The sequence below is a fragment of the Vibrio sp. MMH1-50 genome (assembly GCF_022347645.1).
GTDB lineage: Bacteria > Pseudomonadota > Gammaproteobacteria > Enterobacterales > Vibrionaceae > Vibrio > Vibrio harveyi.
In genome coordinates, this window is record NZ_JAKRGG010000004.1 from 56,261 (window position 1) to 69,772 (window position 13,512).

The following is a 13,512-nucleotide window of genomic DNA, read 5'->3' on the forward strand; positions in this document are numbered from 1 at the left end:
ACAACACCAATAATGACATTCCACTCGTATGGCAATGAAAAACCAGCAAATCTTTTCACCTATAGGGTAGGTACTGCTGGGAAAGGGTTCTTACCATCCACTCTTGGATGACTGCAGTTTCTAAGATTGTGTTCACTGCTACATCCTCCTAATCGAAATAATTGTAGGGGGAGTAGGCGGGGAGGAGTCAAAAAGGAGGAGTAGAGTGGGAGTTGGGCTGAAATCACATTATTGCGTGACCTAAAGTTGAAACCGATCACAGGAAGTATTCATTTTGTGATTTGAGTCTCTAACCCTTGGCGATTCAGATCACGAAAATACGTCATAATTGCAAGGGCGTAGGGATTAGGAGGATGAGACATATAGGATTATTTCAGATGATATATGTCGAAATACGGCTGAACCTCAATGGACTAGCCCTACATCAAAAATATAAAAAGGATACGAACATGAAAAAATTAAGCGCTGTAGCACTAGGTACTCTTGTTGCTTTGGGTTCTTTTGGTGCTAATGCTGCCATCGAAGAAGGACAACTGACTATCTGGATCAACGGCGACAAAGGCTATAACGGTCTTGCTGAAGTTGGTAAGAAGTTTGAAGAAGACACTGGCATCAAGGTAACAGTGGCTCACCCAGACGGTCTACAAGACAAGTTCCCTCAAACTGCAGCGACAGGTGATGGTCCTGATATCGTATTCTGGGCTCACGACCGTTTCGGTGGCTACGCAGAATCTGGTCTACTAGCTGAAATCAAACCATCTAAAGAAATTCAAGACGGCATCGTTGATTTTGCATGGGATGCAGTTCGTTACGACGGCAAACTTATCGGTTACCCAGTAGCAGTTGAGTCTCTATCTCTAATCTACAACAAAGACCTTGTTCCAAACCCACCTAAGACTTGGGAAGAAGTAGCAGCGCTAGATGCGAAGCTTAAGAAAGACGGTAAGTCTGCGATCATGTGGAACCTAAAAGAACCGTACTTCACATGGCCACTAATGGCAGCTGATGGCGGCTACGCGTTTAAATACACATCTGAAGGTTACGACATTAAAGATGCTGGTATCGCGAAGGAAGGCGTGAAAGACGCGATGAACTTCGTTAAAGGTCTAGTAGACAAAGGCGTAATCTCTGCGGATATGGACTACTCAGTATCTGAGTCTGCGTTCAACCAAGGTACTGCAGCAATGACTATCAACGGTCCGTGGTCTTGGGGCAACATCGAGAAGTCTGGCATCAACTACGGTGTAACAACACTGCCTAAATTCCAAGGTCAGTCTTCTAAGCCATTCGTTGGTGTACTAACTGCTGGTATCAGCACTGCATCACCTAACAAAGACCTAGCGGTAGAGTTCATCGAGAACTACCTACTAACTAACGATGGTCTACGTATGGTTAACAACGACAAGCCTCTAGGTGCAGTAGCGCTTAACTCGTTCCAACGTGAGCTAGATTCAGATACTCGTATCGCAGCAACAATGGACAACGCGATGAACGGTGAAATCATGCCAAACATCCCACAAATGAATGCATTCTGGGGTGCAGCTAAGAACGCTATCATCAACGTTGTTGACGGTCGTCAAACTGTAGATGCTGCTCTAGCAGATGCAGAAAAACAAATGACTAAATAATTCAGTAATACCCTTTTTAAGGAGGGGGCAACTCCTCCTTACTTTTCTATATTTATCCTATATTCGCTAGCAGGTTCCCTATGCAGTCAGTTCAAGGTACAGATGCTATGACAGCACCAGAAGCCAGCCTACCAAGCAGCAAGAAAGTGTTCACCAAATGGGCACTATTGGGCACAGTCGGCATTATCAATGGCTACGCAACTATCTTAATGTATTCTCGCGGTGAGATTGCGTTTGCGCTACTTACGATCATTCTAACCGCATTAGCGCTATTCATTTTTGGTAGTAAGAAAACTTACGCTCACCGATACATCTACCCTGGTATTGCCGGGATGATTCTATTCATCCTGTTCCCTTTGGCATATACCGTCGGTCTGGCGTTTACTAACTACAGCGCAAAAAACCAGCTTTCTTTCGATCGTGCACAGACTGTACTGTTAGACAGAACTTATCAGAGTGGTGAAAGTTTCCCATTCACTCTGTACAAGACTGAGCAAGGTCATCAAATTGTTGTGAAGAAAGGCGACGAGCTATTAGCAACGCCAACCTTCCAACTTGACGGCTTCTCTGCAACGGATCTTGATTTAGCGCCTATCACTGAAGCGACTGGTGACAAAGAGCCAATCAAAACTATCGTTAAGAACCGCAGTGCACTAAGCAGCGTTGACTTGCACCTTCCAAGCGGCGATGACATTCGTATGAGCGGTCTACGTAAGTTCGCAGCTGTGGTTCCGCTATACACACTTCAAGATGATGGCGAATCACTGTTCAACAACCGTACTCAAGAACTATTGCGTCCAAACATGGATGTGGGTTACTACCAACCCGTTGATGAGAATGGTCAGTTTGTTGGCAACACAGTTTCTCCTGGTTTTGTCGTAAACATTGGCACAGATAACTTTGAGCGAGTTTGGAAAGACGACGGCATCAAAGAGCCTTTCATCAGTATCTTCATCTGGACGGTCGTATTCTCAATCCTGACGGTTGTGTTCACGCTAGTTATTGGCTTAGTTCTAGCGAGTGTTGTTCAGTGGGAGGAGCTTAAAGGTCGAGCAGTGTACCGAGTACTATTGATTCTGCCTTATGCGGTTCCGGCGTTTATCTCAATCCTAATCTTTAAAGGTCTCTTCAACCAAAGCTTTGGTGAGATCAACATGGTATTGAACGCTATCTTTGGTATTAGCCCATCTTGGTTCTCTGACCCATTCCTAGCGAAAACCATGGTAATGATCGTGAACACTTGGCTTGGTTTCCCTTACATGATGATTCTATGTATGGGTCTACTAAAAGCGATTCCTGATGACCTTTATGAAGCGTCTGCAATCGATGGGGCGAACTTCGTCCAAAACTTCATGAAAGTAACGTTACCTATGATGATTAAACCTCTGACTCCACTACTGATTGCGAGCTTTGCGTTTAACTTCAACAACTTCGTAATGATTCAGCTATTGACTGGCGGTGGTCCAAACATGATTGGTACTTCTGAGCCAGCGGGTTACACCGACCTACTAGTAAGCTACACGTACCGTATCGCGTTTGAAGGTGCAGGTGGTCAAGACTTCGGTCTAGCAAGTGCAATCGCAACGCTTATCTTCCTATTGGTTGGCGCGCTAGCACTATTGAACCTACGTTTCACTAAGCTATCTCAGGACTAAGGAGTAACGACCATGGCTATAGTACAAGGTAAATCTTTAAAGTACCGTGTATGGGCGACCCATATTGCTCTTTGGGCTTTCCTGTCACTGATTATTTTCCCACTGCTGATGATCATTGCGATCTCATTCCGTGAGGGTAACTTTGCAACGGGTAGTCTGATTCCAGACAACCCATCGTTAGAGCACTGGAAGTTAGCACTAGGCTTCTCGGTAACAAATGCAGATGGTTCTGTAACACCGCCTCCATTCCCAGTACTAACTTGGCTTTGGAACTCAGTAAAAGTTGCGGGTATCACGTCAATCCTTATCGTGGCACTGTCAACAACTTCGGCTTACGCGTTTGCACGTCTACGCTTCAAAGGTAAGAACACCATCTTGAAAGCGATGATGATCTTCCAAATGTTCCCGGCGGTACTTGCGCTTGTGGCTCTTTACGCATTGTTTGACAAACTAGGTCAGTACATTCCGTTCCTGGGGTTAAACACGCACGGTGGTTTGATCTTCTCTTACCTAGGTGGTATTGCTCTGCACGTGTGGACCATTAAAGGTTACTTTGAGACGATTGATAACTCGCTAGAAGAGGCCGCGGCATTGGATGGTGCTACGCCATGGCAAGCGTTCCGTTTGGTACTACTACCACTATCTGTGCCAATTCTAGCTGTAGTGTTCATCTTGTCATTTATCGGTGTTGTAGGTGAGGTACCGGTAGCATCTCTACTACTTTCTGATGTAAACTCCTACACACTAGCAGTTGGTATGCAGCAGTACCTATACCCGCAGAACTATCTATGGGGTGATTTCGCAGCTGCAGCAGTATTGTCTGCACTACCAATTACAATCGTATTCTTGCTTGCACAACGCTGGTTAGTCGGTGGTCTGACAGCTGGTGGTGTGAAAGGATAATCTCAGTTGGTCTCTGAGAGAAAAGAATAACTAGAAAAGGGCGACCAAATGGTCGCCCTTATATTTAGCATCGATATTACGCTTTTGGTTTGGCCGCCGATCAGTAATATCAGGCTTTATTGGCGTTACGCATAGCTGGCTGTTAGCTTAGTTCCTTACGCTTTAATCACTAACAGTTTCTTGTAACCATAACCTGAGTCTCGACTCAGGTTTTTTTATACCCGTAGAATCTCTATGCTTTCTTGTTTCCGATACAGACTAACCAGTTTGCAATGGATTACACAGTGACATCAGAATGCCCTGCGTATCACTTCACAGAATTAATTTAAGCGTATTTAGAGGGAAGGGGCTGGATTTTCTGAGAAAGCGTTAAAACTCGCGGCTCGAGGGAGCACAGCCTACATATTGAAGTAAGGTATATAAACTTTCTTGCTGTAGAGCAACACGGCGGAATAGATCGGCAAAAGTTGAGTCACCACCAAAACAAGTTTGTATGTAATGGTTAATTTCTTCTTCGTTATAGCCTTCGACATACATGGTTCTGACCCACTGATATTCGACCGCTTTTAAATTGGTTAATGTATTTTCACTTAACGTGGTCTTTTTTAAGCTCAAGATCCAAACTCTACCCAACACCAAAATTGTGGGTGGATTTAACCAAATCAAAGTGAAAGATTTATGACAATTTGAACCTGGCATGAAGTGAATGACAGAACCATGACATTACTTCACGGGTACACCCAAGTGTCTGGAGGGCACTTGGGTATATAAGTTGATTTATTTGAGATATTTGACGTGAGCTTCCATTTCTTCGCCAATCTGTTTGCGCATATTCATTAGGCGAATAGCCGATTGTTCGAGCGCTTTATCTTCTTCAGACTCCGGTATCCACTTAGGAACATCAGTTGGCTTTCCGTCTTCGTCAACCGCAACCATGATGACGATGCAATGTGTTGTAAGGCGGTTTTTCAATTCTTTTGGATCGCTGGCTTGTACATCAATAGCAATGTGCATTGAACTGCGCCCCGTATAAATGACCTTGGCACTGACCTCGACTAAATTCCCAACATGAATTGGGGCGACAAAGCGAATACCACCTGCGTACGCGGTAATGCAGTATTTTCCACTCCAAGCTGCACTGCATGCGTAAGCTGCTAAATCGATCCACTTCATTACGGCACCGCCGTGTACTTTGCCACCGAAGTTTACGTCTCCAGGTTCTGCAAGAAAACGAAGGGTAATGTCTCTTTGACCACTGCTCATCTGTCATTCCTTTGTGCGTTGTTTAGCTTCAATGTAACAGCAATGCAACGACTCTTAAATACGTCAGCAAAACATTTATCACATCAGTGTCGCTTCGAGTTGGATTAAGCAATCCGAAAGCTGGCTAAAAATCCTTCAAAAATCGAGTTTTATCATTTTATAGATAAAACATAAGTCACACTTATTAAAAAAATACGCTATTGATAAAAAGCGCACTAATTCAATTAATTGAATATCTGTTTTGTTGTTTATCTTATTTTTGAGAATGATGTGTCTTTGTTTGTAAGGGTTGTGTAAGGATCTGTAATTGTGGAATGAATATCACATAATTTTACTTGTGAATAAATATTCATTAGGAATGCTATTTGGTGATTGTTTGCTCAATTGCATACGGTTTAATTATTTCGTATGGTTCTGCCCGTTTTTAAATAACACTTTATGGTTAGTCTCTTGTTCCGTTTTTTAAGTCTTAGTTTAGCTATCTCACTAATTAGTATAAAGATATATGCAGGGGTGGACTCTGGGTATCTGTATGCTTCAGGGTTTGGTGACGCTGAACATGTCGCTCTAAAAGATGCTAAGAAGCAATTGGCACTTAACTTGATTAGTGTTATCGAAGTGAATGAAAAGTCATCTATTGTTAAGACTTCCCATGGTGTCGACTCCTCTTTTTCTCAGGATTCATCCATACATTCACTTCCAATTGAAATCCCTCACTTGGAAGTTTTAAGTCATGAATGTGGCGAGAAAGGTTGTGAGTATCGCTATCGGCTGAGTAAGAAAACCTGGCAGAAACAGATTGAGCATGATTTGACGGTCTCGTACCAAACGGCTGCGATAAAACTTAAAAATCTCAACAACAACTGGCGTGGTGTGAAGGACTACTTTCATGCTGAAGAGCTAATGACGAAAAGTGCCGTTCAGCTCGATGTGCTCGGTATTTTAGATTCCGATGCTGCACAGTCATACCGTGCACAACACCTACAGATTAGCGAAACGATGAACGCGAAGAGAGAAATGCTCTCGATTTCGTTTGTCGCATCGAATGATGCTTTTTCTCATCAAATTCACGAGTTGCTATCACGTCACGCATTTGCGTCGAATCATGGTGGCATCTCCGTTTATATCAAGACGAAATCCCAGCAGGGACGACAAGGGAAAGACTTTGTCGCCAAGCAAAGTATTCAACTTAAAGTCTTCGATTCAAATTCATCTCATATGGTGACCCAAAAAGTGATCACCGTGTTAGGTAAATCCCAAGCTAGCTCTGCGGCGGCAAAACACGCTGCTGAGCAAAAAATAATTAAAAAGCTTACTAATAAATCTATCTATTCAGTATTGATCTAAAGGATACAGAAATGTTTAAAAAAACAGTCATGGCTTCTCTATTTGCTACCGCACTAGCAGGTTGTTCTTCAATGCCAAGTATGGAGTCTGCGACGGTTGACCGCAACGAAATGAGTGCAGCTCTTGTTAAATCTTGTACTGAGCTAGGCTCTGAGTACACACCAGTATCTTACGCTGTAGACAAAGTATCTAAAGTGATGGTGTCGATTCAAGAGCGTCAATGTGCTGTATTCCAAGACTACCGCACACTAGCAGACAAGCATGCAGACGTAGCAGGTTTCCTAAAGATCAATGCTGATAAGAGTGATGAAGAGCTTCTTGTTGCGATGAATGAATTCGATGAAGGCAAAGCTGAAAACAAGAAAATTCGCCCACAAGTTGAAGCGTACAAAGCGGCGTCTGATTCAATCTTTGACAAGAACGTTGAGCTAGCGAAAGACATCGCGCTTGAGGCAGCTGAAATTGCAATTATTGCTTCAGACAACGCGGCAGTAATTGCGCAAGATTCTGCAATGGCGGGTTTAGGCAACGCACTTTCTTTCCTATCGAACGAGTCTGAAGAAGAAGGCGAAGCGGATGCAGAAGCAAAAGAAGAAGTGCCAGTTGTTGAAGCTTACAACGAGATGAAAGCACGTTCTCTTCTTGTTTACGACGCAAACGACATGATTTCTCTAGACCAAAACACAATCGAGCAACTAGAGAACCTAGACAAAGTTTTAGCAGAGAAAGTTAAGTCGTAATGAAATATTCAAAGATCGCAACACTTGTCGCTGCTGGTCTTGTTTTGGCTGGGTGTAATAGCACGCCCAGCCAACAAACTTACGCAGTTGAGAGTAACGCAGGCAACTCGTCTTTAATCATTGGTAAGTCAGCGTTTGAATTCACCAACAGTGACATCGAAGTTCCAGCATACTTCAACACTCAAGGTCTTCAATTCTGTACTTACGAAGCAAACGAGAAAGACAGCCGTTGTCCGTTAGCTAAAAAGACTATTCGCCTTTACTTCGGTGACGTTCAAACTGACGTTAGCGAGAACCTTCAAGGCAAATCTGCCGATGTATTCAATGCAATGCATTCAAGTATTGGTAAGTTCGAAACGAAAGCGCTTGAGAACACGTTAGAAAACCAATTTGCGGGTGTGAACCGTTTCCGTATCTTGACGCGTGACACTAAGTCAGTAAACGCGGCGATGGAAGAGATTCTTGCCGATGAAGGTGCAGCAAAAGTCGCACAAAAAATGAGTGGTCGTGACAAGTTATCGACGGACTACATCATGAAGGTCGACGTGCTTAAAACTGGCGATATGCTCTTTGGTTCTACGCAGTCTTTATTCCAAACATCAATGGAAATGACGACGGGTGTTATTGACCCGTACACTCGTGAAAAGCTGAGCTACCCGAATATCGGTAAGATCCGCGTTTCTAACTTTGATGTTCGTGATAAGGAAAGCTTCACAACCGTAATCGCAAATGGTGACTACTACCGTGGTTTTAACTACACCAGTAGTAAAGACGTTGATTCTGTGATGAACGAAATGGCGTCACGCGGTTTCGATATCATGTTGACTCGTCTGCTAAAAGAGATGCCAGCAACAGCACAAGTTATGGGCATTAAAGGCGACCGAATCTCGCTAGATCGTGGTCAAAATGCTGGTGTATTACCAAATGAAACCATGGTTGTATTTGAGTACAGTGCAGGTTTTGTTGAGCCAATCGGTGTGGCGACGGTTAACCCTAGCCAACAAAGTGCTCAAGGCAAAATTGTCCGCTGGAAAGACAGTAAGCTTGCTGATCAAGTGAAAGACGAAGCTGAGCAGGGTATTTACCGTCCAGATCGTCAGCGTCGAATCTTTGCAGTTAGCGTCGGTGTCCCGATGGAATTCATGAAGGAACGCAGCACATGGGCGCAAAAGGGATAAGTCTTAGTCTTACCCTCGGTGGATTGCTTTCGGCTGCACCTGCAGCTGCGCTTGAACTTGATAAGAGCCAGTCAACACTGGCTCTTGTTGAGCAGGGGTGCGCCTATGGTCGTGGTGCGTTAGCGATAGAGGGCGCGAAAGCGGATGCGATCAATAACCTGCGACTGTTTTTAAATGGGCAGGTTTCACTTTCTTTATCTTCTGAAGATTCAGAATTATTCAACGAACAGTTTAATCAAGCTGCTCGAGAAATGTTAGTAACTGGAATCGAGAGAGGGATGATCACTGCGGATTTTGGGCAACCTGAAATCTACGGCGATGATACCTGTGTGAATGTGCGTCTTATGCCACCAACGCAAACAGAAGAAGACTCAGACGAGGGTATTGTTTGGGGTTCTGACTCGACGGTTTCTGTTGTGGTCATCGGTGAGGGTATCCCGAACGCTAAGCAAGGTTTAAGTGCGCGCCAAGCGGCTGAGCAAGATGCATTTCGTCGTGCTATCAGCCAAGTTTTGGGCGTGATGGTTAAATCTGGCTACCTCCAGCAAACCTATTCAAGCATGTCGGCAAATGCGGTTAGTGATGACTTTAACTTGCATGATGTGGCTGTCCAATCCTTATCAATGCAATCGCAAGGTATGATTACTGGTTGGAGCGAAATTTCTAGCCAAACTAAACCAAATGGTGTGCTTGTCGTGACGCTCGATGTGTCTGTTGAACGCCAAAAGGTTGAGGCTAAGATCGCTCAACTTATCAATAGCTTAGGGAAACCTGCCGTTTACGTGGATGCGCACCTTCCGGTTGTTCAAACCACGTTCAGTAGTTCTCTTGCTCAGATGGGCTTCGATCTCTCTGGTACTCCAGAGCAGGCAACTATCATTCTTCAAGTTCAAGAAAAAGAGAAAGTGACGCCTTCCGGCTTGCAGTTGGAATTGGCGGCTAAGCTATTAGACCGAGCGGGTAATGAATACGGTAATTGGCACAACGATCCAACACTGATGACCCTTCCTAACAAAGAGGGGATGCTGAATGAACTAGCGTCAGTGCACTTGGCTGTCGATCAAAACCAGAAAATGTTGACTCAAGCGTTACATAGCGCCGTCCAAAAAATGGCAATGCGTGGTGGCCCGGTTAGAGAATTGATCTTTACGCCGAAAGCGGCGGGTCAACAAGGTCAACTTTATACCTTGCTTAGTGCGATTAACGGCGTTTCTGATATCAAGATTGAAAGTCGTTCTGGCAAGGTGATTGTCCGACTTCGCTCATTAAACAACGCCAATGACCTTGCTCAGTTTATCCAGCCAACGTTGCGCATTCATCAGCCAAATTATCAGTCCAAGCTACGTGTTTTGAACGATTACCAAATCAACGTGCTTTAAGACCTCTACAGGATATTTATGTTTAAAAAAACACTTCTTTCATTGGTACTAGCAAGTGCCTTTGGTTCTGCACATGCAAATGTAGATTTTGACCTTAATGATCTCGTTCCTGCAACCGATGCACCTTCTGAAACACAAGCTGTAAATACAGATGACGTAAAAGAGGTGGGTGATCTAGTTGTGGCGGCAGACCCGAAAGCCGCGGTACTTGTTGCCCACCAAAGCCTGATCGAAGACGAAGGTGATGGCGTTAAGATGATCGCAGTTGGCTCGGGTATCGGTATTCTATCTACGGGTTCTGGTAGCTACGAAACTTACGAAAACCGTAACGCGACGTTGTTATCTAAGCGTGGTGCATACATGAAAGCTTTCCAAATTGCGAAAAAGCAATTAGTGGAAAACATGGAAGGCATGAGCAACATGTGTGCGACAGCGATCAACGAAACCATGGATGTGATTGATACTGCGACAGAAGGCGCGGCAAACACCACAAGCATGATGAGCGATAACTGTGCTGAGTCAGTAAAAGGCGCGTTGGCAGGTTACGTGACGTTCGATGTGTATGATGATCCAAGTGAAAACCTAGTTCGTGTTAGTTTGATTTCAACGCCGAAAACACGTGAGCAAACGAAGCGTAAAGTGGGCGCTCTGACTCAGACTACAGAACCAAACGTGATTTTCAAACAAATCATCGCTGATCTGCAGGCGGGTGTGATGCCTCCTGTTGGTGCGAAAGTGATTACCAACGCTGAAACGGGCGAGTCGTTTGTACTTGGTTTCGGTTCTTCGATCATTCGTGACAACAAGAATAAGAGCGTGAAACGCAAGCTGCTTGGTATGTCTAAATCTCAAGCGCAAGCGAAAGCGAGAAACGGTCTGATTGCAGTAATGCAAGGTGAACAAGTTTACTGGGAAGGTGGTTTCACAGAGAACCAGTTAGAGAAGAATGAACAGTTCGAGTACCCACCTGAGAGCGTTAACCCAGCAGATGCGAAAGTATTGGCAGAAGACAAACACACGTTCATGAACAACATCAAGAGCTTTGATTCGTACAAGTCATTTGCAGCGGGTCAAGTTCCTCCAGGTGTTTCTGTTAAAACCTTTAAGAGCAGCGATGGTGACTGGATGTTAGCCGTTGCGGTTTATGCCCCTTCTCTAGAGGCGACGGCAAAGCAAGCAGCTGCAGAAAACAAAAAGCGCGTTCGTGAAGGTCAAAACGCAAGCTCAGACCACAAAATTTCAACAACTGGCGGTTTGACTGACGGAAGCAACAATACTCAAGGACCATCTGGTCAAGTGAGTAACGCAAATGATCTGTAACCACAGATACTTGCTTGTTCTGGTAGGCCTTTTAGGTCTACCAGTTTTTGCTTCCGACTCTCATTCTTGGTCGTTCAACGGCACGGATTATGAGCTTAAAACCAGTGACTCAGAAGTGTCAGTTGAAGTGAAAAGACAGCATGAACTGACCACGAAACAAATGAAGTCATTGTGTCGTAAAGGGCTCGGTTTAGAGCTTCGCAAAAAATACGAAGACAAGTTGCTTGAAGGTGGTTTCATTCGTGAAACTTTAGATTCGTGGACTTTTGCGAGTCTAACTTACGAACTGACCAATATTCAGTTTTCTTCAGTGAGTAAGAGTCAAGCTCAGTGCCGTGCGAATGTGAATGATACTGGCTACAAAACCAATCTCCAAACCACAGCGCTGAACTATGCCATTGCGTATTACTCAACCAAGCAGTACCAGCACATCAAGCCGATATTACCGTTGATCATCAAAGAACCTAGCGTTGCAATGGATGCCGCAGGTTTAGTCACCTTGCTCTTATCTCAATCAGACGTGACCAAAGCTGAAAATTACTATCAGCAGTATGTCGATGTTTCCGCAATTTCCAACAGTGAAATCAAGCACTGGCTAGCTCAATGGCAGTTTGAGCAAGGAGAACTTGAGGAAAGCTTGTTCATCGCAAAGCAGTGCTCAAGCAAAGAATGTGAGCGTTTGGTGATAGACATTGAAGATCAAATGTTTGAGCAACAAGCTGAGAGTGTCGGAGATCTGTCTTCTTATTTCTGATTTAACAAATTACGGTAACTCAATTTATGAAATTGAAATATTGCGCACTGGCTGCGTTGTTAAACCTAATTGTGATGCAACCAAGTTTTGCAAATGATCCTTTTGCTGAACTGGACCAAGAAATCGAACAATTAACTGCTGATGATACGGATGGGTTTGAGCAATGGTATGCCGCCCAAATTCAAGAGTTCAATCAATGGCAGCAAGCTTACTTAGCGGATTGGGACAAAAAACAGAAAGCCTCTATTCAAAAATGGGGTGACACCAAAATACCTTCTCCGGATGTGGTAGTGGTTTATGACGAACAACATAACGCACGAACCGTTGTTGATTTGGAGAAAGGTGAGATTACGGTTAGCTACTTACCGCCTGCGGAAGAAGAAAAAGCCGAAGCTCCAGTTGTTGAAGCTGAAGTCGTCAATGCCGTTATCGAGAAAAACGCCAAGGTGTTTGAAGAAGTTGGTGTAACTCAACCTAAAAAAGCCGAGCCAACAATGGTTTTCGTTGAGGAAATTAAAGTAGAACCCAAGACTTTCGAAGAGGTTAAGAAAGAGATTGAGGCGCAAACTGAGCGCCAAATGAGTCAACTTGACATCTTTGCTGCTGAGAAAAGTGCGGTGTTAAGTGAACAAAAGCAAGAGCAAGTGATTGTTCAGCAAAAACAACAAATGGTGAAGCTGGAAGAAAAACGCATTGCTGCTGTGAAGCAAGAATTAGCTCAGCAAGAAAAGCAGCTAAAGCAACAGCCTAAAAAGATTGTTGAGTATAAGGTCAAGATTCCAAAATCATCACTGGCGAACCGCGCCAATCAGTACCTTCCTGCGATTCAACAAGAAAGTGCAAAGCGAGAACTACCGCCTGCACTTGTTTTGGCAATCATGCACGAAGAGTCGCATTTCAACCCGAAAGCAAAATCTCATGTGCCAGCATACGGGCTGATGCAAATCGTGCCGACAACCGCTGGTCATGATGTGAATAAGCTATATCGCGGTAAAGATAAGCCGATGAGAGCGAATGACTTATACGATCCCAATTTGAATATCGAAACTGGCACGGCGTATCTAAAAATTCTTCAGAGTCGATACCTAAAAGGCATTAAAGACCCACAAAGTGCGACTTACAGTGTGATAGCGGCTTACAACACCGGGTCAGGTAACGTGGCCAAAGCATTCGGTGAGCGACGTGTTTCTAGTGCGATTAAGAAAATCAATACCATGAGTTCTGATGAAGTATATGAGCACCTTATCAAGAACTTACCTTATAACGAGACTCGCAAATATCTCAAAAAGGTCAACGATAGAATGAAAACCTATCATGCGCAGTCCAACTCAATTATCTAAAAGGA

The 13,512-nt window shown here is 44.1% G+C and carries 12 protein-coding genes; 10 read left to right on the forward strand and 2 right to left on the reverse strand.

What is annotated here, in order from left to right:
* The first annotated feature begins 449 nt into the window (after window positions 1-449).
* From malE to malG, 3 genes are all read left to right on the forward strand, one after another.
* Window positions 450-1,628: a maltose/maltodextrin ABC transporter substrate-binding protein MalE gene (gene malE, locus MHO32_RS04755; RefSeq protein WP_005453405.1), complete on the forward strand. Its 1,179-nt coding sequence runs from the start codon at window positions 450-452 to the stop codon at window positions 1,626-1,628.
* 80 nt (window positions 1,629-1,708) lie between these two features.
* A complete protein-coding gene (malF, locus tag MHO32_RS04760) occupies window positions 1,709-3,283 on the forward strand; it encodes a maltose ABC transporter permease MalF (protein ID WP_005453407.1) in 1,575 nt (524 codons plus the stop codon).
* 12 nt (window positions 3,284-3,295) lie between these two features.
* Window positions 3,296-4,186, forward strand: a complete 891-nt coding sequence (malG, locus tag MHO32_RS04765; RefSeq protein ID WP_005432001.1) for a maltose ABC transporter permease MalG — start codon at window positions 3,296-3,298, stop codon at window positions 4,184-4,186.
* 369 nt (window positions 4,187-4,555) lie between these two features.
* On the opposite strand, the gene MHO32_RS04770 is transcribed toward malG, so the two are convergent.
* Entirely contained in the window at window positions 4,556-4,801 is a 246-nt protein-coding gene (locus tag MHO32_RS04770; RefSeq protein ID WP_005453409.1) for a hypothetical protein, read from the reverse strand.
* A gap of 162 nt (window positions 4,802-4,963) precedes the next feature.
* Window positions 4,964-5,449 carry an acyl-CoA thioesterase gene (locus MHO32_RS04775; protein ID WP_038899233.1) on the reverse strand — a complete coding sequence of 162 codons (486 nt, stop codon included), beginning with the start codon at window positions 5,447-5,449 and terminating at the stop codon, window positions 4,964-4,966.
* A gap of 450 nt (window positions 5,450-5,899) precedes the next feature.
* On the opposite strand from MHO32_RS04775, the gene MHO32_RS04780 reads away from it, so the two are divergent.
* From MHO32_RS04780 to MHO32_RS04810, 7 genes are read left to right on the forward strand one after another with little or no spacing between them, the layout of a single operon-like run.
* A complete protein-coding gene (locus MHO32_RS04780; protein ID WP_239210755.1) occupies window positions 5,900-6,796 on the forward strand; it encodes a hypothetical protein in 897 nt (298 codons plus the stop codon).
* Between the two features lie 11 nt (window positions 6,797-6,807).
* Window positions 6,808-7,536, forward strand: coding sequence for a hypothetical protein (locus MHO32_RS04785; RefSeq protein WP_239210757.1), 729 nt, complete (start codon window positions 6,808-6,810; stop codon window positions 7,534-7,536).
* Window positions 7,536-8,714 (forward strand): hypothetical protein, encoded by a 1,179-nt coding sequence (locus tag MHO32_RS04790; RefSeq protein ID WP_009697140.1) that lies wholly within the window; start codon window positions 7,536-7,538, stop codon window positions 8,712-8,714. Before MHO32_RS04785 ends, MHO32_RS04790 begins: the two co-directional genes overlap by 1 nt.
* Window positions 8,696-10,093 carry a hypothetical protein gene (locus MHO32_RS04795; protein WP_239210758.1) on the forward strand — a complete coding sequence of 466 codons (1,398 nt, stop codon included), beginning with the start codon at window positions 8,696-8,698 and terminating at the stop codon, window positions 10,091-10,093. Before MHO32_RS04790 ends, MHO32_RS04795 begins: the two co-directional genes overlap by 19 nt.
* Before the next feature lie 18 nt (window positions 10,094-10,111).
* Window positions 10,112-11,413 (forward strand): hypothetical protein, encoded by a 1,302-nt coding sequence (locus MHO32_RS04800; RefSeq protein WP_005453420.1) that lies wholly within the window; start codon window positions 10,112-10,114, stop codon window positions 11,411-11,413.
* Window positions 11,403-12,167, forward strand: coding sequence for a hypothetical protein (locus tag MHO32_RS04805; RefSeq protein ID WP_050908678.1), 765 nt, complete (start codon window positions 11,403-11,405; stop codon window positions 12,165-12,167). Before MHO32_RS04800 ends, MHO32_RS04805 begins: the two co-directional genes overlap by 11 nt.
* A 26-nt stretch (window positions 12,168-12,193) precedes the next feature.
* A complete protein-coding gene (locus MHO32_RS04810; protein WP_239210760.1) occupies window positions 12,194-13,507 on the forward strand; it encodes a transglycosylase SLT domain-containing protein in 1,314 nt (437 codons plus the stop codon).
* The last annotated feature ends 5 nt before the right edge of the window (window positions 13,508-13,512 follow it).

What these genes read in the sequence shown, in the direction of transcription:
- malE (WP_005453405.1), top strand. Translation starts at nt 450, where the DNA reads ATGAAAAAATTAAGCGCTGTAGCACTAGGTACTCTTGTTGCTTTGGGT.
- MHO32_RS04810 (WP_239210760.1), top strand. Translation starts at nt 12,194, where the DNA reads ATGAAATTGAAATATTGCGCACTGGCTGCGTTGTTAAACCTAATTGTG.
- MHO32_RS04790 (WP_009697140.1), top strand. Translation starts at nt 7,536, where the DNA reads ATGAAATATTCAAAGATCGCAACACTTGTCGCTGCTGGTCTTGTTTTG.
- MHO32_RS04775 (WP_038899233.1), bottom strand. Translation starts at nt 5,449, where the DNA reads ATGAGCAGTGGTCAAAGAGACATTACCCTTCGTTTTCTTGCAGAACCT.
- malF (WP_005453407.1), top strand. Translation starts at nt 1,709, where the DNA reads ATGCAGTCAGTTCAAGGTACAGATGCTATGACAGCACCAGAAGCCAGC.
- MHO32_RS04805 (WP_050908678.1), top strand. Translation starts at nt 11,403, where the DNA reads ATGATCTGTAACCACAGATACTTGCTTGTTCTGGTAGGCCTTTTAGGT.
- MHO32_RS04795 (WP_239210758.1), top strand. Translation starts at nt 8,696, where the DNA reads ATGGGCGCAAAAGGGATAAGTCTTAGTCTTACCCTCGGTGGATTGCTT.
- MHO32_RS04785 (WP_239210757.1), top strand. Translation starts at nt 6,808, where the DNA reads ATGTTTAAAAAAACAGTCATGGCTTCTCTATTTGCTACCGCACTAGCA.
- malG (WP_005432001.1), top strand. Translation starts at nt 3,296, where the DNA reads ATGGCTATAGTACAAGGTAAATCTTTAAAGTACCGTGTATGGGCGACC.
- MHO32_RS04800 (WP_005453420.1), top strand. Translation starts at nt 10,112, where the DNA reads ATGTTTAAAAAAACACTTCTTTCATTGGTACTAGCAAGTGCCTTTGGT.